This window comes from Streptomyces lanatus (assembly GCF_014655715.1).
GTDB classification, from domain to species: domain Bacteria; phylum Actinomycetota; class Actinomycetes; order Streptomycetales; family Streptomycetaceae; genus Streptomyces; species Streptomyces lanatus.
Genome location: NZ_BNBM01000004.1, coordinates 554,486 through 580,245, shown reverse-complemented (window position 1 = coordinate 580,245; position 25,760 = coordinate 554,486). Strand labels below are relative to the sequence as shown.

Below are 25,760 nucleotides of genomic sequence, written 5' to 3'. Positions count from 1 at the left end.
AAGATCTGTGGCGCATTTGGACTGCCAGTACAGGGATTGGACGAGTAGTCTAGAGCTCGGCTCGGTGCATGTGATGCCGGGAGTGAGCGGACCGAGGAGTGTGCGATGGCGGCCGATGAGGGGGCCCTGGAGTCCGAGCGGGACGCGATCGTCGCCGCGCTGCGGCCGGTCGTCGACGGGCTCGTGGCGACGTTCGGGCCGATGTGCGAGGTGGTCCTGCATGACTACCGGCGGCCGGAGGAGTCCGTGGTCGCCGTGGCCGGTTCGGTGACCGGGCGGGCCGTTGGCGGGGCGATGAGCGAGATCGGCATGCGGATCGTCGCGCGCGGCGACGGGGCGGGCGACGAGCTGAACTACGTCACCCGGACTCGCGGCGGCAAGCTGGTCAAGGCCTCCACGATCGTGCTGCGCGACTCGACCGGCACCGTGTTCGGCGCCCTCTGCGTCAACCTCGACGTCACCGCCGTGGCCGACGCCCACGCCCTGCTCGGCTCCCTCGCCGGCCTCGGCACGGCCCCTGCCGACGTCCCGGTCACCGCCTTCGGCAACGACATCGACTCCGTCGTCGACGCCATCCTCGACGCCCACCAGCTCCGGCAGAACGGCAGTTGGGCCGCACTCGACCGCGCCCGGCGGCTGGAGCTGTTCCGCGGACTGGACGAGCGGGGCGTCTTCGCCGTGCGGCGCGCGATCGAGCAGGTCGCGGCGCGGCTCGGGATTTCCCGGGCGTCCGCTTACAGCTATCTGTCGCAGGCTCGGGCCGAGACGGAGGCTGGGGCTGGGGCCGAGGGCGGGGCTGGGGGCAGGGCCCGCGCCGGGGGTAAGGGCGGGGCTGGGGTCGGGACCGGGGCCGAGGTCGGGACGGTGGCTACAACTGGCCGATCCGTGACCGGGGTCGAGGCTGAGCCGACGGCGACAACCAGCCGATCCGCGACCGGGGCCGAGGCCGAGAGGGCGGCGACAACCGGTCGATCCGCGAGCGACGAATCGGCGACCGACTGATCCGGGACCGGCCGATCTGCGACCGACTGATTTACGACCGACTGATCCGCGACCGGCCGACCCACGACCGACAAGACACCCCAGGAGGACACGCGTGACGACCACCACCCCACCGGTCACCCTCGACGACGTCCGCCACGCCGCCGCGCGGCTCAAGGGCGTCGCGCACCGCACCCCCGTGCTGCGCTCGCGCACGCTCGACGAACGTGTCGGCGCCGAGGTCTTCCTCAAGTGCGAGAACTTCCAGCGCGTCGGCGCCTTCAAGTTCCGCGGCGCCTACAACGCGGCCTCCCGGCTGACCCCGGAGCAGCTCCGCCGGGGTATCGCCGCCTACTCGTCCGGGAACCACGCCCAGGCGGTCGCCCTGGCCGCCCGGGAACTCGGCACCACCGCGGTCATCGTCATGCCCGAGGACGCCCCGCCTTCCAAGCGGGCGGCGACCGAGGGCTACGGCGCCGAGATCGTCACCTACGACCGCTACACCGGGGACCGCGCCGCCATCGCCGAAGCCCTCGCCGCCGAGCGCGGACTGACCGTCATCCCGCCGTACGAGCACCCGCACATCATGGCCGGGCAGGGCACCGCCGCTCTCGAACTCCTCGAAGAGGTGGGGGAGTTGGGCGCGCTGCTGACACCGGTCGGCGGGGGCGGGCTGATGGCCGGCAGTGCCACCGTGGCCAAGGGGCTGCACCCGGGTATCCGGATGATCGGCGTCGAACCGGAGGCCGGGGACGACACCAAGCGCTCCCTGGAGGCGGGGCGGCGCATCAGCGTCCCGGTGCCGCACACCATCGCCGACGGACAGGCGCTGCCCACCCCGGGAGAACTGACGTTCTCGGTGAACCGGCGGCTCGTCGACGAGATCGTGCTCGTCAGTGATGATGAGATCCGGGACGCCATGCGGTTCGCCTTCGAGCGTCTGAAGATCGTCGTCGAGCCCAGCGGTGCCACCCCGCTGGCCGCCCTGCTCACCGGCCGGGCGGGTGCGCCACCCCGCCGGGTCGGAGTGATCATCTCCGGCGGCAACATCGACACCGGGCGCTTCGCCGAACTCTGTGGAAACCGGTCCTGAGCGGCGTCCCCCGGTTGGCAACCCCGGATGGCCGGGCGGACGATTGAGTGGTAGGAGGCCGGCCGCCGACGACGGTGTCCAGGGCCGCCGGGGAGACCGGCTCCGGCCGCGGTGAGGCGCGGCCGGAAAGGAGCGCGTCATGTTGGAAGTGAAGACGCTCGACAAGCCCGATGAGCGACGTGATTTCCCCCGCGGCCACCTCGAAGCCCTCCACATGACGGACCTCGACTTCGCCGTGGCGACCTTCGAGCCCGGCTGGCGCTGGACGGAGTCGTTGGCCCAGATCGCGGGCACCGAGACCTGTCAGATGCACCACAACTGCTACATGATGCAGGGCCGGATGCACATCCGTATGGACGATGGCGGTGAGACCGAGGTCGGCCCCGGCGACGTCTTCGTCTGCTCCCCCGGGCATGACGCCTGGGTCGTGGGCGACGAGCAGGTCATCGTCTACGACTTCCAGGGGCAGACGGCGAGGGAGTACGGGAAGAAGTAGCACCCGGCCGGACCCGGCACATCACACGGTGACGACGACCTTCGCGCGCGCGTGCTCCACTTCCAGGTACCGGATGGCCTCGGCCGCCTCGCTCAGCGGATACGTCCGCTCGACGACCGGGGTGATCTTCCCGGACTCGGCCAGCTCCCGCAGCGCCGCGAGGTTCGCCCTGGTCTGCCGCGCGGATATTTCCAGCAGCCGCTGGTGGCGAGCGAAAGGCGCCACCAGCCGGCGTTTCATGAACAGCCCCATCGGGCCGACGACGCTGCCGCCCTCGTACACCCCACCGCCGGACAGGACGAGTGTGCCGGTGGGCGTCAGCACGCTCCGGAACTCCGCGAGCGAGCGGTTGCCCACCAGGTCGAGGACCACGTCATAGCGCTTGCCGTCCCGGGTGAAGTCCTCCTGCTTGTAGTCGACGACCCGGTCAGCGCCCAGTGACCGCACCAGCTCCACGTTGCGTGTGCTGCACACCGCCGTGACCTCGGCCCCGTACGCCTTGCCGAGCTGCACGGCGAACGTCCCCACACCGCCCGACGCCCCGTTCACCAGCAGCGTCTGCCCCGCCCGCACCCGGGCGACGTCGCGCAGGCCGATCAGGGCGGTGTTCCCCGCCAGCGGTATCGCCGCCGCCTGCTCGAAGGTGAGGTTGGCCGGCTTCGGGCCCACCTCGCCGTCCCGCGCGCACACGTACTCCGCGAACGCCCCGTCGGCCTCGCCGTACACCTCGTCGCCGGGCTTGAGTCCCGTGACCTCCGGCCCCACCGTCTCCACCACGCCCGCGAAGTCCCGGCCTCGCACCGGCGCCTTCGGCCGGCGCAGCCCCATCATGGTGCGGCCGATGACCGGGTCGCCGTGCATGAGGTGCCAGTCGTAGGCGTTGACCGAGGCCGCGTGCACCCGCACCAGCACCTCGTCGGCCGCCGGCACGGGCCTGTCGACGTCCCTGAACTCCAGGGCGTCCGCCGAGCCGTACCGATCCTGAATCACTGCCTTCATGGGATCCCCCCTCCACTCACGCCGAGCGTAGGAAATCCCCGCGGTGCGGACCATCGGGGACGAACCCTGATTTTCACCAGGGTCCAGGTCCCCCTTGCCCTCAGAAACCGATCGGTTTCCGGTGTTGTGCATGCTCAGCGCATGACTCAACGCATGACTCAGCGAATTGCGAGGGAGATCCCATGACCACCATCGAAGGCTCCGTGGCCCTGGCCGCCGCCGACGACCTCTCGCGGCAGGTCAAGGCGGGCCTCGCGGCCGATCCGCTCGCCCTCTACCCGCAGCTGGCCGCCTGACTAGACCGGCAGCAGGCGGGCCACCAGCGCGCTGAGCTGCCGGGCGGTGCGGCACTCGTGCATCTCGATCAGCTCCGCGTAATCGGGCGCCGCCGAGTCGCCCGTGCCCCAGCTGGAGCGCGGCTCCGGGTTCAACCAGTAGACGCGGCGGGCCTGTCCGGCGATCTGCCGTACGGCCGGGAGGTTCGGGTCGCTCATGTTCGTGCGGGCGTCACCGAGGACGAACACCGTCGTACGCGGGCCCACCGCGTCGCCGTACCGCTCGGCGAACTCGCCCAGCGCCATGCCGTAGTCGCTGCTGCCGTGATAGCCCGTGAGCCTGGCCTCCGCGTCAATGCGGGAGCTGAACCCCTCCGGGTCGGCGGTGCCGCGTCGCAGCAGCCCTGTCACCTCGTCGACCCGATTGACGAAGGCGAACACACGCACCTTGCTGAACTGGTCGTGCAGCGCCTGCACCAGCAGCATCGTGAAGTCCGAGAAACCTGACACCGACCCCGACACATCGCACAGCAGCACCAGTTCGGGCCGGACGGGCCGCCGTCTGCGCAGCACCGGCTTCATCGGCACCCCACCGGTCGACAGCGAACCGCGCAGGGTCCGCCGCAGATCGATCGTGCCCCGCGCGGCACGGCGCCGACGTGCCGCGAGCCGGGTCGCGAGCTTACGGGCGAGCGGGTGCACCGCCCTGCGCAGCTCAGCGAGTTGGGCCTTCCCGGCGTACAGGAAGTCGACCCGGTCGGCGGTCGGGGTCACCGCCCGCCGGGCGATCTCGTCCCGCCCGCGCCGCTCGGCGACCCGGCGTCGCGCCTCGGTGGCCACCAGTCGGCGGAAGGTCTCGATCCGCCGCCGGATCTCGTCCTCGAGGAGCCGGTCCGTGAACCCCTCGCTCCCGCCCCGGCCGCGGACGTCGTCACGGACGCGGGCCAGCAGGGTCTGCGGGCGCAGCCGCTCCAGCGTCTGGTACGACGACCAGCCGTCCGACTCCGGAGAGGAGCCGTAGCCACCGAAACCGTCGACCGCCTCGGCCGCCAGGAGGCCCATCATCGCCTGGTCGTCGGCCGCCAGCGCCGCCGCCAGCCGGTCCCGCAGATCGTCCCGTCCCGCGGCCTTCCGCTCCGGGCCGCCGACACCGCGCGGGAAGTAGAGGTCGAAGACCGGGTCGAACACCGGCCGTTGCCCCGCGCCGTGCAGCAGCGTCGCCGCCAGGCCCTCGCGCAGCAGTTCCCGGTCCGCGAGACCCAGCACCTCGGCCGCCCGCGCCGCGTCCACCGTCTCGCCGGTGCCGATCCGCACGCCGTGCGCGCGCAGCGCCCCGACCAGGGACGTCAGCCGCTCCGCGACACCCGCGGGCGTGGTCACAGGGCGTCCAGGTCGAGCTTCGCACCGGCCTTGAGGACGTCGTCCTGGTGCTTGAGGAGCACACCGAGGGTGGCCTGTACGACCGTGGCGTCCAGGGTGTCGGCACCGAGCGCGAGCAGGGTGCGCGCCCAGTCGATCGTCTCGGCGACCGACGGCACCTTGCGCAGGTCCATCGCCCGCAGGGCGCCCACGACCCGCACGACCGAGTGGGCCAGCGTCTCGTCGAGCCCCGGCACCTTCAGCCGTACGATCCGGCGCTCCAGCTCCTCGTCCGGGAAGCCGATGTGCAGGAAGAGACAGCGGCGGCGCAGCGCCTCGGACAGCTCCCGGCTCGCGTTCGAAGTGAGGACGACGAAGGGGCGGCGCGTCGCGGTGATCGTGCCCAGCTCGGGGACCGTGACCTGGAAGTCGCTGAGCACCTCCAGGAGCAGGCCCTCCACCTCGACGTCGGCCTTGTCGGTCTCGTCGATCAGCAGCACCTTGGGGTCGTCGCCCCGGATGGCCGTCAGCAGCGGCCGGGTGAGCAGGAACTCCTCGCTGAAGATGTCCGTGCGGGTCTCGTCCCAGGTCTCGTCGCGGCCCGCGCTGATCCGCAGCAACTGCTTGGCGTGGTTCCACTCGTACAGCGCCCGGGACTCGTCGACCCCCTCATAGCACTGGAGCCGTACCAGCCGCGCCTCCGCCACCTGCGCGACGGCCTTGGCGAGTTCCGTCTTGCCGACTCCCGCCGGACCCTCCACGAGGAGCGGCTTGCCGAGGCGGTCGGCGAGGAAGACGGTCGTGGCCACGGCGGGCGAGGCGAGATAGCCGGTCTCGGCCAGACGCGCGGAGACGTCGTCGACGGATGTGAACAACGGGGCCCTCCAGCTCGGTGTCCATGTCTAAGCGCTTGTTCAGTGGATGACAGTGATGATGCCATGCGGGCTCCGGGTGCCGGAAGGCGGTAGACCGATCGGTTTCCTCCGTGGTGTCCGCGAGGTGACCTCGCCCTTATGGCCACAACAGACAAGGCGTCCACCAAGGACCGTCTCCTCGACGCGGCGGCCGAGCTCTTCTACCGCGAGGGCGTCTCCATCGGTGTCGAGGCCCTGTGCCGGACCACCGGGGTCTCGAAGCGGTCCATGTACCAGCTCTTCACCAGCAAGGACGAGGCCCTCGCGGCGAGCCTGGCCCGACGACTGCCCACGTATGAGGCCCAGCTGGCGCCGGCCGGCCAGGACGGCGCCACGCCGCGCGAGAGCATCCTGCGCGTCTTCGAACGGCTGGAGAAGTCGTCCACCGAGCCCGCCTACCAGGGCTGCCCCTACATCGCCGCACTCGTCGGGCTCAAGGACCCCGAGCACCCGGCGAGCCTGGTCGCGAGCGGGGCGAAACAGCGGATCAAGGACTACTTCCGCGCCCACGCCGAGGAGGGCGGGGCGACGGATCCGGAGCTGCTCGCCCGCCAGTTGATGCTGGTCTTCGACGGGGCGAGTGCGCGGGCGGGCGCCAGGGTCGAGATCCTGGACGGCCTGACCGTGACGACGGGCGACGGCGCCGCTGGAGGCGGCGGGCATGAAATGACGGGACGGCCGCCGAAGCGACCGCCCCGTCCGACCGTCCCCCTTTGGGCGCCACCGCGACCGCCCCGTCCGACGGCCCCCCTCAGGACGCCACCCAGACCGCCCGTCCGACCACCCCCTCAGGACGCCACCGCGACCGCCCCCACCGCCGGCACCCGCAGCACCCGCCGCGCCGTGAGCAGGCTCGTCCCCAGCGTCACCGCCGCCGCGACCGCGACGACCGCCGCACCGATGCCGTAGACCTCGCCCGGCAGCACCCCATCCGAGCGGACCACGGTGAACGGGATGATCCCGGCCAGCGCGGCCAGCGCGCCGAAGAGGACACCGGTGACCGTCAGGACCAGCCCCTCGACACCCACCGTCCCGAGCACCTGCCCCGGCGTCGCCCCCGCGAGCCGCTGCTGCCCGAACTCCCGGACGCGGTAACTGGTCGCCGCGTACAGGGAGTTGACCAGCATCACACAGACGAAGACGACGATGATGCCGACGACCGTGAAGTTGAGTGTCTCCAGGTTCTTGTCGTCGACCGACTTGGTGATGCCCAGCGCCTCGACGGTGTCGCTCTCCACGGCCTGCATGGTGAGCGTGGCCGTGGCGACGGCCGTGAACAGGATCAGCGACATCAGGATCCCGGCCAGCTGACCGGCCCGCTCCCGCAGATTCCGCACGGCCAGCCAGCCGCTCGCCCCGTTCAGCGGCAGCCGGTTCAGCACGCCCTCCAGCAGCCGCGGCGCGAGCATCGCGAAGCCCACCGACAGCAGGATCGCCCCGTAGGCGGCCGGTGCCATCAGGGCGGCGTCCGACGCCGAGAACGCGAAGGTCGAGGCCACCGAGACCGTGCCGACGAGCAGCGCGCCGTACGCGAGGAACCTCCGTGCCCCACCGCGCCGTTCCTGCCCCCGCGTCGCCCGCCGTACGGCGAGGAAGGCGGCGCCGGCCGAGGCGAGCAGGGTGATGTCGATGCCCGTCACGTACGCGATCGTGCCGAAGGAGTACGGCACGGACTCGGCGACCTGGCCACTGTCCTGGAACATCTCCAGCAGTGCCCGGCCGCCCAGCATCGCCGGGCCGATCGCCATCGCCGCACCCACCAGGGCAACGACCACCGCCTCGCCCACCACCATCCGCTTCAGCTGCGCCGGAGTCGCCCCCGAGCAGCGCAGCAGCTCCAACTCGGCCGCGCGCTGACGGACGTTGACGGTCAGGGTCGAGGCGACGGCGAAGAAGACCAGCAGGGTGCCGTAGCCGCCGACGACGCCCGCCGCGGTGGACAGGGTCTCCGAACTGGTCGAGTCGACGCCTTGTTGCCCGGCCGTGTCGTGCATCGAGTTGAACGTCATGATGATCGCCGCGCCCAGGAACGCGGACAGCAGCGTCGCGAGGAACCGCCCGGGGCGGTGCCGGATCGAGCGCATGGCCAGCATGAACATCGCTCACACCCCCATGGCCACGTCGTCGCCGAGATGCGCAAGGCGTTCGGCCACCGCGTCCGGGGTCGGCGCGTCCATACGGCCGGCCAGCCTGCCGTCCGCCAGGAACAGCACCGAGTCCGCGTAGGAGGCGGCGACCGGGTCGTGGGTCACCATGACGACGGTCCGGCCGTGCACCCGCACCGCCTGCTGGAGCAGCCGCAGCACATCACGTGCGCTGCGCGTGTCCAGGGCGCCCGTCGGCTCGTCCGCGAAGATCACCCGGGGCTCCGTCACCAGCGCGCGGGCGATGGCCACGCGCTGCCGCTGACCGCCGGACAGCTGGTCGGGGCGGTGCCCTAGCCGGTCGCCGAGACCGACGGAGGTCAGGACCTCCTTCGCCCGACGGCGGTCGACGCGCTGCCCGGCGAGCTTGAGCGGCAGCACCGTGTTCTGCGCGACGGTCAGCGTCTCCAGCAGGTTGTACTGCTGGAACACGAACCCGATCCGCCCGCGCCGGAACTTCGTCAACTCCGCCTCGCCGCCCCCGGTCAGCTCGGTGCCGTCGATCCGCACGATCCCGCTGTCGGGCCGGTCGAGCCCGGCCGCGCAGTGCAGCAGCGTGCTCTTGCCGGAACCCGACGGCCCCATCACCGCCGTGAAGGTGCCCCGCCCCAGCCCCAGCGTGACCCCGTCCAGCGCGGTCACGGCACTGTCGTCCGAGCCGTAGGTCCTGGTGACCTTGACCAGCCGGAGCGCCTCCGGGGCGGGTCCCTGGTCGTGCCCGCGTCGCGAGCCTGTGCGAAACATCGTCATCACTCTCCGTCCGGCACTCCCTGTGCCCTGCCGAAGAAGCTACGGAGACGGAGGCCGGACCACATGGGGCGCAGAACCCGTCTTGCCGGGTGTACTCAGCGACACCCTCGACGGGGGCCGGCCCCGGTGACCGACGCCGTTGTCAGTGGTGAGCTGTACCTTGCGACGCATGGGGCAGACGAACGCTGAGCAACCCGTCAGCTGCTTTGTCTCCTCGAATGGAAATAGGTGTTCCCTTATCGAACCGGTGACCTTTCAGTGCCGTGCTCGTTGGGTGCGGTAAGGGGATCTTGGAAACGGGGGAGGCTGCCGAGTGAGCGGAAGGTTCCGACCGCGACCCGGCCGCGTGATGCAGGGCTACAAGTTCGCCCTCGACCCGAACGCCGGGCAGGAGCAGGCGCTGCACTCGCATTGCGGTGCGGCCCGCGCCGCTTACAACTGGGCCGTATCGTGGGTGACCGCCTCTTGGCGGCAGCGCAAGGCCGAAGCAACCTACGGCATCGGTGAAGACGAGCTCACTTCGTGGCGACCGTGGTCGCTGCCGGCACTGCGCAAGGAATTCAACCGGATCAAGACGACCGACCCCAGATTTGCCGAGTGGTGGCGGGAGAACTCCAAGGAGGCCTACAACACTGGTCTGGCGAACGTGGCTGCCGCGTTCGACAACTACGCCAAGTCCAAGCAGGGCAAACGCAAAGGTGCCAGGGTGGGTGTCCCGCGCCGCAAGCTCAAGCGGAAGGCTCGCCTGGCCTGCCGGTTCACCACCGGCACGATCCGCATCGAATTGGATGGCCGGCACGTTACTCTGCCTCGGCTGGGTACGATCCGCACCCACGAACCCACGGCCAAGCTTTTGGCCCGCGTCCAGGGCGGCACGGCGCGCATTCTGTCCGCGACCGTGCGGCACGAGCGTGGGCGCTGGTTCGTGTCCTTCCAGGTGGAGATGGTCCGGGAGATCACTCGCGTCCACCAGCCGGATGCGGCGGTCGGGATCGATCTCGGTGTGACTCACCTGGCGGTCCTGGCCGACAGTTCCGGCGAGACACGGTACGAGCCGAACCCGAGGCACCTGGATGGCGCCCTCAAACTGCTGCGGTTCCATTCCCGTCGAGTCTCGCGGCGGCAGGGACCGGACCGCAGGACCGGCCGGAAGCCGTCGAAGCGGTGGGAGAAGGCCAACGACGAGCGCAACAAGATCCATCACCGCGTGGCGAATCTGCGGACCGATGCCCTGCACAAGCTCACCACCCGCGTGCGCGCCGAGTACGGCTCTGTGGTGGTGGAAGACCTCAACGTCGCTGGAATGCTTCGCAACAAACGACTCGCCCGCCACGTGGCCGATGCCGGATTCGGGGAGATCCGGCGCCAGCTCGTCTACAAGGGCCAACGGAACGCCTGCCCCACCATTGTGGCGAACCGCTGGTACCCCAGCTCGAAGACCTGCTCGGCGTGCGGCACGGTGAAAGCCAAGCTGCCGCTGCACGTCCGAGTCTTCACCTGCGACGCCTGCGGCCTGGTCCTGGACCGGGACGAAAACGCGGCGCGCAACCTGGTCGCTCTGGCGGCGGCCTGCACCACTGGTACCGGAGTGGCCGGAGACCAGGACACGTCCGGCGTGTCGAAACCCCGTGGAGCCGACCGTAAGACCCGCCGCCAACGCCCCGGCCGGGGCGGGCGGGCAGGTGGCGCAAGTCTGTCGCACCAGCGGTGGGAGGAAGCGGGAGACCGTTGTCGGGACGCCGAAGCGCAACTCGCGCTCTGGTGACACCGTCACGGACCTTCCAGGCAGAAACGCCTGGAATGCTGAAGGTCACTGAGACATTGAGCAACGGATCTATCTGGTGAGCGTCGGCGCCCAGGCCGTGACTCGACGAGACGACCGGGCAAGAATTCCTGATTCCGCTTTTGAACGGTTTCAACTCTCCTCCCGTAGCTGGGGAGTTCTGTTGGATTCTGCCGGGTATTTGTCCTGATCGAACCATGGACACCTCTCACTCCTGCCACTAGCTTCACCGTCGTTCGAGCTGAATCGTTACAACTCCGAGCAGCCGAAAGGGACTACGGCATGAATGACGGAGTCGACAGCACGAAGGGCGGTGGTGTGCGCCGCAGGACCGTGCTCACCACGGCACTGGGCGCCGCACCGCTGGCCATGGCCGGCGGGATCATCGGAGGCGGGCCCGCCGCGGCCGCACCGACCTCGCACCGCACCGCCGTCGAGGGACTGACGGTCGAGCACAGAACCAACCCGCTCGGCGTGGACGCCGCACACCCCAGGTTCGGCTGGCGCATGGCCTCCCCCGTGCGCGGCCGCCGCCAGTCGGCGTACCGCGTCCTGGTGGCCACCACCCCCGACCGCCTCACCCCCTCCCGCGCGGACGTCTGGAACAGCGGCCGTGTCACCTCACCGAACTCGGTCGCCGTGCGCTACGACGGCCCCGCCCTGCACCCCTCCACCCGCTACCACTGGACGGTGACCGCCTGGGACGAGACCGGCCGCGCCGTCCCCGCCGCCCCCACCGCCCACTTCGAGACCGGCCTGCTCGGTACCGACGGAGTCGCCGGCTGGGACGGCGCCCGCTGGATCGCCCTGACGGGGAAACAGCCCGGCACCCCCGGAGCCCCGCTACTGCGCCGGCAGACCGCACTGACGGGACGTCAATTACGCGACGCCCGGCTCTACATCAGCGCCCTCGGCGTGTACGACGCCTACGTCAACGGCCACCGCGTCGCCGTACCGCACGGCGCTGGCACCACACACGAACTGCTCACCCCGGGCTGGACCAACTACGACACCACCGTCAACTACTTCACCTACGACGTCACGGACCTGGTCGGCAAGGACCGACAGATCACCCTCGCCGCCGTACTCGGCAACGGCTGGTACAACGGCCGCGTCTCCGAGAACAGCGCCTACCGCCCCGCCGCGGGCAACCGCCTCGCCCTCAAGGCCAAACTCCTGATCCGCTACGCCGACGGAACCGAGCAGACGATCGTCACCGCCCCCGGCGACGGCTGGAAGGCCACCGACACCGGCCCCTACCGCGCCGACGACATCTACGACGGCCAGACCTACGACGCCCGTGAGGAACTCCCGGGCTGGACGGCGAACGACTTCGACGCCACCGGCTGGGCGGGCGTCTCCGAGCACGACCACGTCACCAAGTTCCCCCAGGTCAAGCTGGTCGCCTACCCCGGCGAGAGCGCCCGACTGGTGCCCGCATGGGACCGCCGGCCCCAGTCCGTCACCGTCTACACGGGCGTGACCGGCCAGAGCGGCAGCCCCAACGGCAAGGGCCGTATCGTCATCGACCCCGCCCGCACCGTCACCGCCCCGGACGCCGCCACCGCCTCCGTGACCCTGCGCCAAGGCGACACCGCCGTGATCGACCTGGGCCAGAACATGGTCGGCGTACCCCGCTACACCCTGCGCGGCCCGGCGGGCGCCCAAGTCGTCCTCAAGCCCGGCGAGATGCTCAACGACGACAGCGAGGGCGCCGACGGCCCCGTCGGCTCGGTGTACCGCGCCAACCTCCGCGCCGCCAAGGCCACCAGCACCTACATCCTCAAGGGTGACCCCGACGGCGAGACCCACCAGGACTCGCTGACCTTCTACGGCTTCCGCTATGTCTCCGTCACCGCGACGGACACCGTCACCCTCACCCGGTTCACCGGCCGGGTCGCGAGCTCCGCCCTCCGCGACGTCGGCACGATCACCACCGACGACACCGACGTCAACCAGCTGATCAGCAACGTCCGTTGGGGCCAGCGCGGCAACTACCTCTGGGTGCCCACCGACTGCCCTCAGCGCGACGAACGCCTCGGCTGGACCGGCGACACCCAGCTCTTCTCCCAGACCGGCCTCTACAACGCCGACGCCGTCAATTTCCTCAGCCACTTCGAGGACATCCTGATCGACTCACAGAAGACCTACGGCCAGGACGGCGCGCAGTTCACCTGGGTCGCACCCGGCAACCGCTACAACCAGCCCGTCCCCGCGAGCGGTTGGGCGGACTGCGGAGTCGTCGTGCCATGGACGGTGTGGCAGATGTCCGGCGACACCACCGTCATCGACCGCAGCTGGGCCGCGATGCAGAAGTACCTGGACTGGATCCGCGCACGCACCGGCGACACCTACGCAGGACAGGGCGCGATCTTCGGCGACTGGCTGGCCTTCCAGGACACCAGCACCCAGCTGATCAGCGACGTCTACTACGGCTACAGCGCCAAGCTGATGGCCGACATGGCCCGCGCCACCGGCCGCACCGCCGAGACCCGCACCTACGACGACCTCTTCGCCCACATCAAGCGGGCCTTCATCACCAAGTACCTGGCCACCGACGCGAACGGACAGGTCACCATCCGCTCCGGCCTCGGCGACGCACCGCCCACGGGTGGCAAGACGGAGGACAACAGCCAGACCGCCCTGCTCTGGGCCCTCAAACTCGGCCTCTACGACACCGAGGCCCAGCGCCGACAACTCGTCACGCTCCTCACCGACAACATCGGCAACGACGAGGCCTACAAGGAGGCCCACCCCGACAGCACCCGAGTGAAGTACGCCGAGAACACCCTCTCCGTCGGCTTCCTCGGCGTGAACGTCCTCGCCCCCGTGCTCACCGACGAGGGCCGCGTCGACCTGGCGTACCAGCTCCTCCACCAGGACGCCATGCCGTCCTGGCTGTTCTCGGTGCGCAACGGCGCCACCACCGTCTGGGAGCGCTGGAACTCGTACTCCAAGGACGACGGCTTCGGCCCGGTCGAGATGAACTCGTTCAACCACTACTCCTACGGCGCGATCATGGAGTGGATGTACGAGAGCATGGCCGGCATCGCCAAGGACCCGGCCCACCCGGGCTTCCGGCACTTCTTCCTCAGGCCGCACCTCGACCCGTCCGGCAAGGTCACCCGCGTGGCCGGGTCGCATCTCTCGCCGTACGGCGAGATCGTCAGCGAGTGGCGGAAGGAGGACCGGAAGCTGACGTACCGGGCCGTGGTGCCCGCGAACAGCACCGCGACCCTGCGCATCCCCGCCACCGATCCGTCGACCGTCCGCGAGGGCAGGACGCCCCTGGCCGAGGTCGAGGGCGTGGAGTTCCTGGGCTTCGCGGACGGCACGGCCTCCTATCGGCTGCCGTCCGGCCGCTACACGCTCACGTCCGCGCTCGCCTGATCCTCGCCCACCAGCACCACCTCCAGGGTGCGCGGGCCGTGCACCCCCTCGACCCGGTCCAGCTCGATGTCACTGGTCGCCGAAGGACCGGTGATCCACGTCAACGGGCGGGCCGGGTCGAGGCGTTCGAGAGCCTGCGGGACGGAGGAGACGACCTGCTCGGGGACCCGTACGACACAGATGTGGTGGTCGGGGACGAGCGTGATGCGGCGGCGGCCCTGGTCGGGGGAGCCGTCCAGGACGATGGTGCCGGTCTCGGCGGCGGCCACGGCACACGCCGTGACCACGCTGTCGACCCGATCCAGTTCGTGCGGGGTGCTCTCCGCCCGGTCCGCGATCCGCTCGGCGTCGACCTCCGCGAGCCACCCGGCGTCCAGCCCTGGCGGCACGAGCACCGTCTTCGCACCGCGCGCCGCGAGCATGCCGGCGATCGTCGCCGCGAGGTCGGCGGGTGTGCAGCGGTGCACGATCGCCCGGTAGTCCGCCAGGTTCTCGGCGAGCAGATCGACCGTGTCCGCGACGCTCCGCTCCCCGTGCTCGCGCAGATAGTCACGCGGAACCGCCTGCTCGTACGGCATGTCGTCGCGCGGCACGTCCGCGAGCGCGCGCCGCACCCGGCCCAGGATCCGTTCCCTGCTGCTCACTTGGCGCCGTCCTTTCCACCCTGCGTCCGCTGCCACCAGTCCCGGAAGGGCTCGGCGGGCACCGCCGGCAGATCGCGGGTCCCGCTCCACGCCTTGCCCGGTCCGGGCAGTGAGCGCGGATGCAGCCGACGGGTGCGCGAGGCGAGCCGCTGCCCGGCGCGCAGGGCGCCGGGACGGCCGAACGCCCAGCGCGCCGCCCGCATCGCGGCCCGTTCGGCGGCGTGCCCCTTCGCGGGCTTCAGCACCACCTTGTTGCCCTTCGACATCACCTCGCCGCCCTGGACGACCCGCTCCCGCAGATGCACCAGCACCTCGGGGATGTCGATGGCGACCGGGCACACGTCGTAGCAGGCACCGCACAGCGACGAGGCGTACGGCAGTGAGGCGTCGATCTCGCTTGTCACGCCCCGGAGTTGAGGACTGAGGATGGCGCCGATCGGGCCCGGATAGACCGAGCCGTAGGCGTGCCCGCCGGCCCGCTCGTAAACCGGGCACACGTTGAGGCACGCCGAGCAGCGGATGCAGCGCAGGGCCTGGCGGCCGACCTCGTCGGCGAGCGTGTCGGTGCGGCCGTTGTCGAGGAGGACCAGGTGGAAGTCGCGCGGCCCGTCGCCGTCCGTCGTACCGGTCCACATGGTGGTGTACGGGTTCATGCGCTCGGCGGTGGAGGAGCGGGGGAGTGTCTGCATGAACACCTCCAGGTCCTGCCAGGTGGGCACGATCTTCTCGATGCCGACGACCGAGATCAGCGTCTCCGGGAGGGTCAGACACATCCGCCCGTTGCCCTCGGACTCCACGACGACCAGCGTGCCGGTCTCGGCGACCATGAAGTTGGCGCCGGAGATACCGACCTTGGCGCGCAGGAACTTCTCGCGCAGGTGCAGACGCGCGGCTTCGGCGAGTTCGGCGGGCGTGTCGGTGAGGCCCTCCGGTGCGGGGCGGCCCCACTCGCTCATCTCGCGCTCGAAGATGTCGCGGATCTCGCCCCGGTTGCGGTGGATGGCCGGGACCAGGATGTGCGAGGGGCGGTCCTTGCCCAACTGCACGATCAGCTCGGCGAGATCGGTCTCGTAGGCGTGAATGCCCTCTTCGAGCAGCGCCTCGTTGAGCCCGATCTCCTGCGTGGCCATGGACTTGACCTTGACGACCTCCGACTCACCGGTCGCCTTGACGAGATCGGCCACGATCCGGTTCGCCTCGTCGGCGTCGGCGGCCCAGTGGACGGTGCCGCCCGCGGCCGTGACCGACGTCTCCAACTGCTCCAGATAGCGGTCGAGATGGCGCAGGGTGTGGTCCTTGATCCGCTTGCCGGCCTCCCGCAACTCCGCCCAGTCCGAGACCTCGGTGACGGCCTTCGCGCGTTTGGCGCGGATCGTGTGGGTGGCGTGGCGCAGATTGCCGCGCAACGTCTGGTTGTTGACCGCCTCGTGCGCGGCCTCGGGGAAGGCCGGCATCCCTACGAACGTCCCGCTCATACGGCCGGTTCCTCCTCCGTGCTCGCCAGGATCTCCGCGATGTGCACCGGCCGCATGTCCGACTCCAGTCGGCCCATCGTGCCGCCGATGTGCATCAGACAGGAGTTGTCGGCCGCGCACAGCACCTCGGCGCCCGTCGACTCGGCGTTGCGCACCTTGTCCGCGCCCATCGCCGCCGAGACATCGGAGTTCTTCAGCGCGAAGGTGCCGCCGAAACCACAGCACTCCTCGGCTCCCGGAAGCTCTTTGAGCTCAAGCCCCTTGACCGCCTGGAGCAGCCGCCGCGGCCGGTCCCCGAGCCCGAGGCCGCGCAGCCCGTGACAGGTCGGGTGGTAGGTCACCGTGTGCGGGTAGTACGCCCCGACGTCCGTCACCCCCAGCACGTCCACCAGGAACTCCGTCAACTCGTACGTCTTCGGCACCACGGGCGCCAGGGTCGCGGAGAGGGTGTCCCCGCGCCCCTCGGCCCGGGCCCGCTCACCCATCCGCGGATACAGCTCCCGCACCATCGCTCCGCACGACCCGGACGGAGTGACGATCGCCTCGTACTCCCCGAAGACATCGGAGAAATGCCGGGCCAGCGGCTCGGCCTCATGGCGATACCCGGTGTTGTAGTGGGCCTGCCCGCAGCAGGTCTGCGCCATCGGGAAGTCGACGTCGACGCCCAGCCTGGTCAGCAGTTTCACCACGGCGCGCCCGGTGTCCGGATAGAGCGTGTCGTTGACACAGGTCAGGAACAGAGCGACACGCATCGCGGCTCCTTGTGGTCGATCATCGGATGAGTGAAGCCTAGTCCGGGGAAGGAGCCCCGGGGAGACCCTGGTCAGGCCCCGGCGAGCCGGGCCTGCGCCGCGCGCCAGCGCACGGTGTCGCCCTGCGGCTCGTACCGGGTGAGCGGCTGGGTGCGGGTGAGCAGATCACGCCCGCCCGCGAGGTCGGCCACGAGCTCATGGGCCCGCGCCTGGACCAGGACGTTCCCGAGCGCCGCCGCCTCGGTCGGCCCCGCCACCACCGGCAGCCCACAGGCGTCGGCGGTCAGCTGGCACAGCAGGGCGTTGCGCGTCCCGCCCCCGACGACGTACACGACGTCCACGGGATGGTCGGCGAGCCGCTGAGCCTCCTCGACGGCCTTGCGATGGGCGAGGGCCAGCGAGTCGAGGATGCAGCGTGTGACCTCGGCGGGGGAGACGGGCACGGGCTGCCCCGAGGCACGGCACGCCTCGGCGATCCGCTCCGGCATCCGCCCGGGTGCGAGAAAGGCGGCGTCCCCCGCGTCCACCACCGACCGCAGCGCCGGCACCTTGGCCGCCTCCAGCAGCAGTTCGCCCAGATCCGGGTCACCCCAGGCCCGTACGCACTCCTGGAGCAGCCACAGCCCCATGATGTTCCGCAGATAACGGACCGTGCCGTCGAGCCCCAGCTCGTTGGTGAAGTTGGCGGCGCGGCTCTCCTCGGTGAGCACCGGCGCGTCCAGTTCGAGTCCCGCCAGGGACCAGGTGCCGGTGCAGATGTAGGCGAACCGCTCACCGGACGCGGGCACGGCGGCCACCGCCGACGCGGTGTCGTGCGACCCGACGGCCGTCACCGGCACCGGCCCGGTGAGCCCGGTCTCCTCCAGCACCTCGGGACGGAGCAGACCGGCGGGGTCCCCCGGCCGCCGCAGCGGCGCGAACAGCTCCAGGTCGATGCCGAGGCGCGAGGCGATCTCGTACGACCATCCGCGCGTCCGGGGATCGATCAGCTGGGTCGTCGAGGCGTTGGTCAGCTCGGTGCCCTGCTCGCCGGTCAGCCAGTAGGTGAGCAGATCGGGGATGAGCAACAGGCGCCCGGCACCCGTGAGTCGGTCGGCGACCAGCTGGTACAGCGTGTTGAAGGGCGCGTACTGGAGCCCGGTCGCCGCGTACAGCTCGGGCGCGGGCACGGTCGCCCACACCTTCTCGGCGACGCCCTCGGTGCGGGAGTCGCGGTAGTGGACGGGGTTGCCGAGCAGTCTGCCGTCCGCGTCCAGCAGCCCGTAGTCCACGGCCCAGCTGTCGATGCCGACGGAGTCGACCTGCCCGGCGGCCTTGAGTCCGTCCAGGACACCGCCGTAGAGCGAGAGGATGTCCCAGCGCAGACCCTCCGGGACCCGCACCGGCCGGTTCACGAACCGGTGCGCCTCGGTCAGCTCCAGGCTGTCGGGGCCGACCCGGCCGACCATGACACGCCCACTGGACGCGCCGAGGTCGACCGCGGCGTACGACTTCACGGCCGCGCTCATCGCAGGAAGGCGGCCGCGACGCCGGCGTCGACCGGGATGTGCAGACCGGTGGTGTGGGTCAACTCCCCACCGGTCAGGGCGAAGACGGCGCCTGCGACATGCTCCGGGAGCACCTCGCGCTTGAGGATGGTCCGCTGGGCGTAGAACTCGCCCAGCTTCTCCTCCTCCACCCCGTACACGGCGGCCCGCTTGGCGCCCCAGCCGCCCGCGAAGATCCCGGAGCCCCGCACGACACCGTCGGGGTTGATCCCGTTGACGCGGATGCCGTGCTCACCCAGCTCGGCGGCGAGCAGGCGCACCTGGTGGGCCTGGTCGGCCTTGGTGGCCGAGTAGGCGATGTTGTTGGGTCCGGCGAAGACGGCGTTCTTGGAGGCGATGTAGACGATGTCGCCGCCCAGCTCCTGGGCGATCATCACGCGCGCCGCCTCCCTCGACACGAGGAAGGAACCGCGCGCCATGATGTCGTGCTGGAGGTCCCAGTCCTTGGCCGAGGTCTCCAGGAGCGGCTTGGAGATGGAGATCCCGGCATTGTTGACGACGAGGTCGACGCCGCCGAACGCGAGCACGGCCGCCTTGAAGGCGTCGGCGATCTGCTCCTCCGAAGTGACGTCGACCGTCACGGCGACGGCCTTGTCGGGACCACCGAGTTCCTCGGCGACCTTCTCCGCGTTCGCGGCATCGAGGTCCGCGACCACCACACAGGCACCCTCGGCCACCAGCCGGTGCGCGATGGCCTTCCCGATGCCGCTGCCCGCGCCGGTCACCAGCGCGACCCGCGTGGCCAGCGCCTTGGGCTTCGGCATCCGCTGAAGCTTGGCCTCTTCGAGCGCCCAGTACTCGATCCGGAACTTCTCGGACTCCTCGATGGGAGCGTAGGTGGAGACCGCCTCGGCTCCACGCATCACATTGATGGCGTTGACATAGAACTCGCCGGCCACCCGCGCGGTCTGCTTGTCCTTGCCGAAGCTGAACATGCCGATGCCCGGGACCAGCACGATCGCCGGGTCGGCGCCGCGCATGGCGGGGGAGTCGGGCAGGGCGTGCCGCCGGTAGTAGGCGGCGTACTCCTCGCGGTACGCGGCGTGCAGCTCCTTGAGCCGCGCGACGGCCTCCTCCAGCGGGGTGGTCGGCGGCAGATCCAGCACCAGCGGCCGCACCTTGGTCCGAAGGAAGTGATCGGGGCACGAGGTGCCCAGAGCAGCGAGCCGCGGATGCTCGGAGCTCGCGAGGAAGTCGAGTACGACCTCGGAGTCGGTGAAGTGGCCGACCTGCGGCCGGTCCTGGGAGGCGAGGGCACGGACGACCGGCGCCAGCGCCGCGGCCCGCTCCCGCCGCTCGACGGCGCCGAGCGCGGCGTACCCCTCGATGACGGGCCCGAAGGGCTCGGCCTTCCCGCGCTCTTCCAGGAACTGTTCGGCGGTCCGAATGATGTGCAGCGAGTTCCGCTCGCACTCCTCGGAGGTGTCACCCCAGGCGGTGATCCCATGCCCGCCGAGCACACACCCGATGGCCTGCGGATTCGCCTCCTTGACGGCCGCGATGTCCAGCCCGAGCTGGAACCCGGGCCGCCGCCACGGCACCCACACCACGCTGTCCCCGAAACACTCGGCGGTCAGCTTCTCCCCGTCGGCGGCACAGGCGAGCGCGATCCCGGAGTCGGGGTGCAGATGATCGACATGCGCCGCCTCGACGAGCCCGTGCATGGCGGTGTCGATGGACGGAGCCGCCCCGCCCTTCCCATGCAGGCAGTAGTCGAAGGCGGCGACCATCTCGTCCTCGCGCTCGACACCGGGGTAGACGTCCACGAGTGCCCGCATACGGTCCAGCCGCAGCACGGCCAGCCCGCCCTCGGTGAGCGTGCCGAGATCGCCTCCGGACCCCTTGACCCACATCAGCTCGACGTCACCACCGGTGACAGGGTCGGTGTCGGTGCCCTTGGCGGAGGCGTTGCCGCCGGCGTAGTTGGTGTTACGGGGATCGGAACCGAGCCGATGGGAGCGGGCGAGGAGGGCGGCGGCTTCGGGATGGGTAGCCATGAACGTTCAGTCCTTACGAGAGAAGGGGGATGTGCACTCACCTAGGGGCGCGGGGCTGTGTGGCATGTGCGGCTCCGCCGCGTGGGCGCGACCAGCCACATGCGACCACCTCGCAGACAACAGAACCCGGCAGACGCCTACGCCCCCCACCCGGCCTGCTCCCCACCAACCCGCTCGGCCACGATCTTCTCGGCCCACCCGGACCGGCGATACGCAGCGATCGGGTCGGCGTCCAACCCCATCTCCTCACGCACCTCACGAAGCAGCGGCCGCACGTCCGTGTTGTAGGCATCCATCAGCACGGCATTCGCCTCAAGAACGTCCCCGGAAGCCTGCGCCTCGGCCAGCGCCGACCGATCGACGAGCAACGCCTTCGCCGTCGCCTCCTGCACATTCATCACCGACCGGATGATCGCCGGGATCTTCGCCTCGATGTTGTGACACTGATCGAGCATGAACGCGACCTCGGGAGTGAACCCACCCCCACGCACCACCTCGTACATGATCCGGAACAACTGGAACGGATCAGCGGCCCCCACCATCAGGTCGTCGTCCGCGTAGAACCGCGAGTTGAAGTCGAACCCGCCGAGCTTCCCCTCCCGCAGCAGCGTCGCGACGATGAACTCGATGTTGGTGCCGGGAGCGTGATGCCCGGTGTCGACCACGACCTGCGCCTTCGGCCCGAGCTTGAGGCAGTGCGCGTACGCCGTCCCCCAGTCGGGAACGTCCGTCGCGTAGAACGCCGGCTCGAAGAACTTGTACTCCAGCAGCATCCGCTGCCCGTCCCCGAGCCGCTCGTACACCTCGGCGAGCCCTTCCGCCAGCCGGTCCTGCCGCGCGCGGATGTCGTCCTGCCCGGGATAGTTCGTGCCGTCCGCGAACCACAGCTTCAGATCGGCGGAGCCCGTCGCGTCCATGATGTCGACGCACTCCAGCAGATGATCGAGCGCCTTGCGCCGCACCACCGCGTCCGGGTGGCAGATGCTGCCCAGTTTGTAGTCGTCGTCCTGGAAGGTGTTGGAGTTGATCGCGCCCAGCTTCACGCCACGCTCCTCGGCGTGCTTGGCCAGGGCGGCGTAGTCGTCGACCTTGTCCCAGGGGATGTGCAGGGCGACGGTGGGCGCGACGCCGGTGAACTCATGCACTTTCGCCGCATCGTCCAGCTTCTCCCGCGGCGTCCGCGGAACGCCCTGCTGGGCGAACACCTTGAAGCGGGTCCCCGAATTCCCGTACGCCCACGACGGCGTTTCGACCGCCTGGGTCTTCAGTGCGGCCTTCACCGCGGCGAGCTCGGTCACTTGAGGGCTCCTGTGACGTCGGTTCGGAAGTCGATAGAAAGGCTTCGCTATGAAACGATTCAAGACGGGAACGTATGAGCCGCCCGAAGGGGTGTCAAGCCCTCCGGCCAAGGATCTTTCTCGTGACTCGGGCGTGACCTTCGTTCATCGAAACTTTTTCGACACGAACCCATTGACGTGACATCGGGTCCGTGCCTAACGTCCCGGCAACCAAGTTGAAACCTTTCACGACGCCGAGAGGCCCGTCCCGCCGGCGTCGTCGAGGAGCCCCCATGACCTACCCGTCCACCACGGGTCCGGCCCCGGTTCTGGCGCTCAGGGACGTTTCGAAGTCCTTCGGCGCGGTCCGCGCCCTGCGGGACGTCTCCCTGGAGCTGTTTCCCGGGGAGGTGCACGCCCTCGCCGGGGAGAACGGCGCGGGCAAGTCGACCCTGATCAAGACGCTTGCCGGCGTGCACCGGCCCGACGCCGGCCAGGTGCTGCTCGACGGCGCGCCCGTCGCCTTCCACGGCCCCGGCGACGCCCGCGACGCCGGCATCGCCGTGATCTACCAGGAGCCGACCCTCTTCCCCGACCTGTCGATCGCCGAGAACATCTTCATGGGCCGCCAGCCACGGCGCGCCCTCGGCCGCATCGACCACAGGGCCACCCATGAGGCGACCCTGGCCCTGATGCAGCGCCTCGGCGTCGAACTCGACCCCGACCGCCCCGCGCGCGGGCTGTCCATCGCCGACCAGCAGATCGTGGAGATCGCCAAGGCGCTGTCCTTCGACGCCCGCGTCCTGATCATGGACGAGCCGACCGCCGCCCTCACCGGCAGTGAGGTCGCCCGTCTCTTCGGCGTGGTCCGCACCCTGCGCGAACAGGGCGCCGCCGTCCTGTTCATCTCCCACCGGCTGGAGGAGATCTTCCAGATCTGCCAGCAGGTCACGACCCTGCGCGACGGCGCCTGGATCGCCAGCGAACCGCTCGACGGCATGACCGAGGACGACCTCGTGCGCCGTATGGTCGGCCGCGACCTCGACGAGCTCTATCCCAAGCAGGACGTGCAGCCCGGCGAGATCGCCCTCAGCGTGCGCCGGCTGACCCGCGAGGGCGTCTTCACCGATGTCTCCTTCGACGTACGGCGCGGCGAGATCGTCGGCCTCGCCGGTCTGGTGGGCGCGGGCCGTACCGAGGTCGCCCGAGCCGTGTTCGGCATCGACCGCTGGGACGCCGGCGAGGTCACCGTCGGCGGCAAGGCGCTGACCAACGGCGCCCCGTCCACCGCCATGGCCTCCGGCCTCGCCCTCGTCCCCGAGGACCGGCGCGCCCAGGGCCTGGTGATGGATATGTCCATCGAGCGCAACATCGGCCTCACCGGACTGCGTACGACCGTCAAGGCGGGCTTCATGGACCGCGGCGCCGAACGCAGCCGCTCCCTCGACTGGGCCGTCAAGCTCCAGGTCAAGTACGCCCGGATCGCCGACACGGTCAACACCCTGTCCGGCGGCAACCAGCAGAAGGTCGTCCTCGCCAAGTGGCTGGCCACCGGCCCCAAGGTGCTGATCGTCGACGAGCCGACGCGCGGTATCGACGTCGGTACGAAGGCCGAGGTGCACCGGCTGCTCAGTGAGCTGGCCGCCGACGGCGTGGCCGTCCTGATGATCTCCTCCGACCTGCCCGAGATCCTCGGCATGGCCGACCGCGTGCTCGTGATGCACGAGGGCCGCCTCACCGCCGAGATCCCGCGCTCCGAAGCCACCGAGGAAACCGTGATGGCCGCAGCCACCGGGAGGGCCGCCGCATGACGGTCGTCACTCCCAAAGAGGCTCCCGTGACCGACGTACCCAAGTCCAGCGGCACCCGCCTGGTCGACCGCGTCTTCAAGATGCGTGAACTCGCCATCCTGGCCGTCTTCGTGGTGATGATCGTCGTCACCCAGCTCGGCAACAGCGAGTTCCTCACCGAGCAGGGCATCAAGGACCTGCTGCTGAACGCCACGATCCTCGTCCTCGTCGCCACCGGGCAGTCCCTCGTGGTGATCACCAGGAACGTGGACCTGTCGGTCGGCTCGACGCTCGGCATCAGCGCCTTCGCCGCCGGCACGTACCTCCAGGGCGGCGGCAACCCGGTCGTCGCCGTACTCCTCGCGGTCCTGATGGGCATCGGCTTCGGCCTGCTGAACGGCCTGCTCGTCAGCATCGGCCAGGTGCCCGCCCTCGTCGTCACCCTCGGCACCCTCTACATCATCCGCGGCATCGACTCCATCTGGGTCGGCTCACGCCAGATCACCGCGGCCGACCTCCCCGACGGCTTCGTCGACTTCGGCTCCGGCGGCCTCTCCGCCGTGCCGTGGCTGGCGCTGATCGCCCTCGCGGTGCTGGTGGCCACGGCGTACTACCTCAAGCACTTCGGCAGCGGCCGCGAGCTGTACGCCCTCGGCTCCAACCCGGAGGCCGCGCGCCTCGCCGGCATCCCGGTGCGCAAGCGGATCCTCGCCGCGTACACCTTCTGCGGCGCGCTCGCCGGACTCGCCGGCGCCATGTATCTCGCCCGGTTCGGCAACGTCGACTCCGGCACCGGGAACGGCTATGAACTCACCGTCGTCAGCGCGGTCGTGGTCGGCGGCGTCGTCTTCACCGGCGGCTCCGGCAGCGTCTACGGCGCGGCGCTCGGCGCGCTGCTGCTGACCTCCATCAACAGCGTGCTGCCCGCCCTCGGCGTCAGCTCCGTCTGGGTGCTCGCCATCAACGGCATCCTGCTCATCCTCGCCATCGCGGTCGACCGGATCGTCGCCCTGCGCGTGGCCACCGCCCTGAAGAAGAGGAACGCCCGCCATGGCTGACTTCTCGCTCTCGCGCGCCGTTCGCTGGGACACGGTCGTCGGCGCCCTCCTCATCGTCGTCCTGCTGCTGTCCTTCGGCACGGTCGACGGCTTCGGGAACGCCCTCAACCTGTCGTTCCTGATCGGCAACACGCTGCCCATCGCGCTGATCGCCCTGCCGATGACCCTGCTCGTGGTCTCCGGCGAGATCGATCTGTCGGTGGCCTCCACGGCGGGGCTCTCGGGCGCGGTGATGGGCGCCCTGTGGAACCAGGGCATGACCATCGAGACGATCATCCCGATCTGTCTGCTGCTGGGTGTGGTGTGCGGGCTCATCAACGGCCTGCTGGTCACCCGGCTCGGACTGCCGTCGCTCGCCGTCACCATCGGCACGCTCGCCGCGTACCGGGGGATCGCGCAGATCGTGCTCGGGTCGGACGCGGTGACCGACTTCCCGACGCAGTACCTGGACTTCGCGGCCGGACGCATCGGCGACACCTTCATCCCGTACGCCTTCCTGCCCTTCCTGGTGCTGCTCGCTATCGCCGTGGTCACCCTGCACGCCACCCCGTTCGGCCGGTCGATCTTCGCCACCGGCGCGAGCGAGGAGGCGGCGCGGTTCGCCGGGATCCGGGTCAAGCGGCAGAAGCTGATCCTGTTCACGATGACCGGCCTGATGGCGTCGCTCACCGGGATCTTCTGGGCGCTGCATTACGCGAGCGCCCGCTATGACAACGCCACCGGTCTCGAACTCTCCGTCGTGGCGGCCGTGTTGCTCGGCGGCATCGACTTCGACGGCGGCAAGGGCACGCTCGGCGGTGCGATCGCGGGAGTCTTCCTGCTCGGCGCGCTGCAGAACGTGATGAGCCTCCAGGACGTCTCCGCCCAGTCGCAGATCGTCGTCACCGGCGTCCTGCTCGTTCTCTCCGTGCTCGGCCCCCGGGTCGCACGGCAGATCTCCGTAGCGAGGGCGGGCCGTAGAGCCGCGCAAACGCTCCGCTGAAAGGCCGTTCAAAACCTGCGGGCCGTCTGTGGCTGGTCGCGCCCACGCGGCGGT

At 70.2% G+C, this 25,760-nt stretch carries 18 protein-coding genes and 2 pseudogenes; 9 read left to right on the top strand and 11 right to left on the bottom strand.

Annotated elements, in window-relative coordinates:
• Nucleotides 1-105: 105 nt before the first annotated feature.
• The 3 genes and pseudogenes from IE325_RS14560 to IE325_RS14550 form a co-directional block, all read left to right on the top strand.
• A pseudogene (locus IE325_RS14560) lies at nt 106-783 on the top strand (helix-turn-helix transcriptional regulator); the annotation flags it as partial.
• Nucleotides 784-1,096: 313 nt separating this feature from the next.
• Complete coding sequence (locus IE325_RS14555; RefSeq protein WP_190070261.1) at nt 1,097-2,074, top strand: threo-3-hydroxy-L-aspartate ammonia-lyase; 978 nt, start codon at nt 1,097-1,099, stop codon at nt 2,072-2,074.
• Between the two features lie 139 nt (nt 2,075-2,213).
• Complete coding sequence (locus tag IE325_RS14550) at nt 2,214-2,570, top strand: cupin domain-containing protein (protein ID WP_190070260.1); 357 nt, start codon at nt 2,214-2,216, stop codon at nt 2,568-2,570.
• Between the two features lie 21 nt (nt 2,571-2,591).
• Here the strand turns inward: IE325_RS14550 and IE325_RS14545 are convergent, their stop codons facing one another.
• The 3 genes from IE325_RS14545 to IE325_RS14530 form a co-directional block, all read right to left on the bottom strand.
• Complete coding sequence (locus IE325_RS14545; protein WP_190070259.1) at nt 2,592-3,569, bottom strand: NAD(P)-dependent alcohol dehydrogenase; 978 nt, start codon at nt 3,567-3,569, stop codon at nt 2,592-2,594.
• 296 nt (nt 3,570-3,865) lie between these two features.
• Nucleotides 3,866-5,224, bottom strand: coding sequence for a vWA domain-containing protein (locus tag IE325_RS14535; RefSeq protein ID WP_190070258.1), 1,359 nt, complete (start codon nt 5,222-5,224; stop codon nt 3,866-3,868).
• Entirely contained in the window at nt 5,221-6,078 is an 858-nt protein-coding gene (locus IE325_RS14530) for an AAA family ATPase (protein ID WP_190070257.1), read from the bottom strand. The genes IE325_RS14535 and IE325_RS14530 overlap by 4 nt, the downstream gene beginning before the upstream one ends.
• Before the next feature lie 138 nt (nt 6,079-6,216).
• On the opposite strand from IE325_RS14530, the pseudogene IE325_RS14525 reads away from it, so the two are divergent.
• A pseudogene (locus tag IE325_RS14525) lies at nt 6,217-6,787 on the top strand (TetR/AcrR family transcriptional regulator).
• A 118-nt stretch (nt 6,788-6,905) separates the two neighbouring features.
• Here the strand turns inward: IE325_RS14525 and IE325_RS14520 are convergent.
• Both IE325_RS14520 and IE325_RS14515 read right to left on the bottom strand, forming a co-directional pair.
• Nucleotides 6,906-8,216, bottom strand: a complete 1,311-nt coding sequence (locus IE325_RS14520) for an FtsX-like permease family protein (RefSeq protein WP_190070256.1) — start codon at nt 8,214-8,216, stop codon at nt 6,906-6,908.
• Between the two features lie 3 nt (nt 8,217-8,219).
• Nucleotides 8,220-9,005 carry an ABC transporter ATP-binding protein gene (locus IE325_RS14515; protein WP_190070255.1) on the bottom strand — a complete coding sequence of 262 codons (786 nt, stop codon included), beginning with the start codon at nt 9,003-9,005 and terminating at the stop codon, nt 8,220-8,222.
• A 355-nt stretch (nt 9,006-9,360) separates the two neighbouring features.
• On the opposite strand from IE325_RS14515, the gene tnpB reads away from it, so the two are divergent.
• Nucleotides 9,361-10,776, top strand: coding sequence for an IS607 family element RNA-guided endonuclease TnpB (gene tnpB, locus IE325_RS14510; protein ID WP_190070254.1), 1,416 nt, complete (start codon nt 9,361-9,363; stop codon nt 10,774-10,776).
• A 300-nt stretch (nt 10,777-11,076) separates the two neighbouring features.
• The gene (locus IE325_RS14505; protein ID WP_190070253.1) at nt 11,077-14,184 is read left to right on the top strand and encodes an alpha-L-rhamnosidase; all 3,108 of its coding nucleotides are present in this window, start codon (nt 11,077-11,079) and stop codon (nt 14,182-14,184) included.
• On the opposite strand, the gene IE325_RS14500 is transcribed toward IE325_RS14505, so the two are convergent.
• The 6 genes from IE325_RS14500 to rhaI all read right to left on the bottom strand — a co-directional run bounded on the left by IE325_RS14500 (nt 14,157) and on the right by rhaI (nt 21,897).
• Nucleotides 14,157-14,828, bottom strand: coding sequence for a LutC/YkgG family protein (locus IE325_RS14500; RefSeq protein WP_190070252.1), 672 nt, complete (start codon nt 14,826-14,828; stop codon nt 14,157-14,159). The two genes, IE325_RS14505 and IE325_RS14500, sit on opposite strands and share 28 nt — an antisense overlap.
• Nucleotides 14,825-16,303: a LutB/LldF family L-lactate oxidation iron-sulfur protein gene (locus IE325_RS14495; RefSeq protein ID WP_190070251.1), complete on the bottom strand. Its 1,479-nt coding sequence runs from the start codon at nt 16,301-16,303 to the stop codon at nt 14,825-14,827. Before IE325_RS14495 ends, IE325_RS14500 begins: the two co-directional genes overlap by 4 nt.
• Nucleotides 16,300-17,055: a (Fe-S)-binding protein gene (locus tag IE325_RS14490; protein ID WP_190070250.1), complete on the bottom strand. Its 756-nt coding sequence runs from the start codon at nt 17,053-17,055 to the stop codon at nt 16,300-16,302. Before IE325_RS14490 ends, IE325_RS14495 begins: the two co-directional genes overlap by 4 nt.
• A 71-nt stretch (nt 17,056-17,126) precedes the next feature.
• The gene (locus IE325_RS14485) at nt 17,127-18,563 is read right to left on the bottom strand and encodes a rhamnulokinase (RefSeq protein ID WP_190070249.1); all 1,437 of its coding nucleotides are present in this window, start codon (nt 18,561-18,563) and stop codon (nt 17,127-17,129) included.
• On the bottom strand, nt 18,560-20,599 hold the full coding sequence (locus IE325_RS14480; RefSeq protein ID WP_190070248.1) for a bifunctional aldolase/short-chain dehydrogenase: 2,040 nt from the start codon (nt 20,597-20,599) through the stop codon (nt 18,560-18,562). The genes IE325_RS14485 and IE325_RS14480 overlap by 4 nt, the downstream gene beginning before the upstream one ends.
• Before the next feature lie 137 nt (nt 20,600-20,736).
• Nucleotides 20,737-21,897 carry an L-rhamnose isomerase gene (gene rhaI / locus IE325_RS14475; RefSeq protein WP_190070247.1) on the bottom strand — a complete coding sequence of 387 codons (1,161 nt, stop codon included), beginning with the start codon at nt 21,895-21,897 and terminating at the stop codon, nt 20,737-20,739.
• Between the two features lie 272 nt (nt 21,898-22,169).
• On the opposite strand from rhaI, the gene IE325_RS14470 reads away from it, so the two are divergent.
• Genes IE325_RS14470 through IE325_RS14460 form a run of 3 tightly spaced genes read left to right on the top strand, consistent with a single transcriptional unit; the run spans nt 22,170 to nt 25,706 of the window.
• On the top strand, nt 22,170-23,687 hold the full coding sequence (locus IE325_RS14470) for a sugar ABC transporter ATP-binding protein (protein WP_190070246.1): 1,518 nt from the start codon (nt 22,170-22,172) through the stop codon (nt 23,685-23,687).
• Entirely contained in the window at nt 23,684-24,724 is a 1,041-nt protein-coding gene (locus IE325_RS14465) for an ABC transporter permease (RefSeq protein ID WP_190070245.1), read from the top strand. The genes IE325_RS14470 and IE325_RS14465 overlap by 4 nt, the downstream gene beginning before the upstream one ends.
• On the top strand, nt 24,717-25,706 hold the full coding sequence (locus IE325_RS14460) for an ABC transporter permease (RefSeq protein WP_190070244.1): 990 nt from the start codon (nt 24,717-24,719) through the stop codon (nt 25,704-25,706). The genes IE325_RS14465 and IE325_RS14460 overlap by 8 nt, the downstream gene beginning before the upstream one ends.
• The last annotated feature ends 54 nt before the right edge of the window (nt 25,707-25,760 follow it).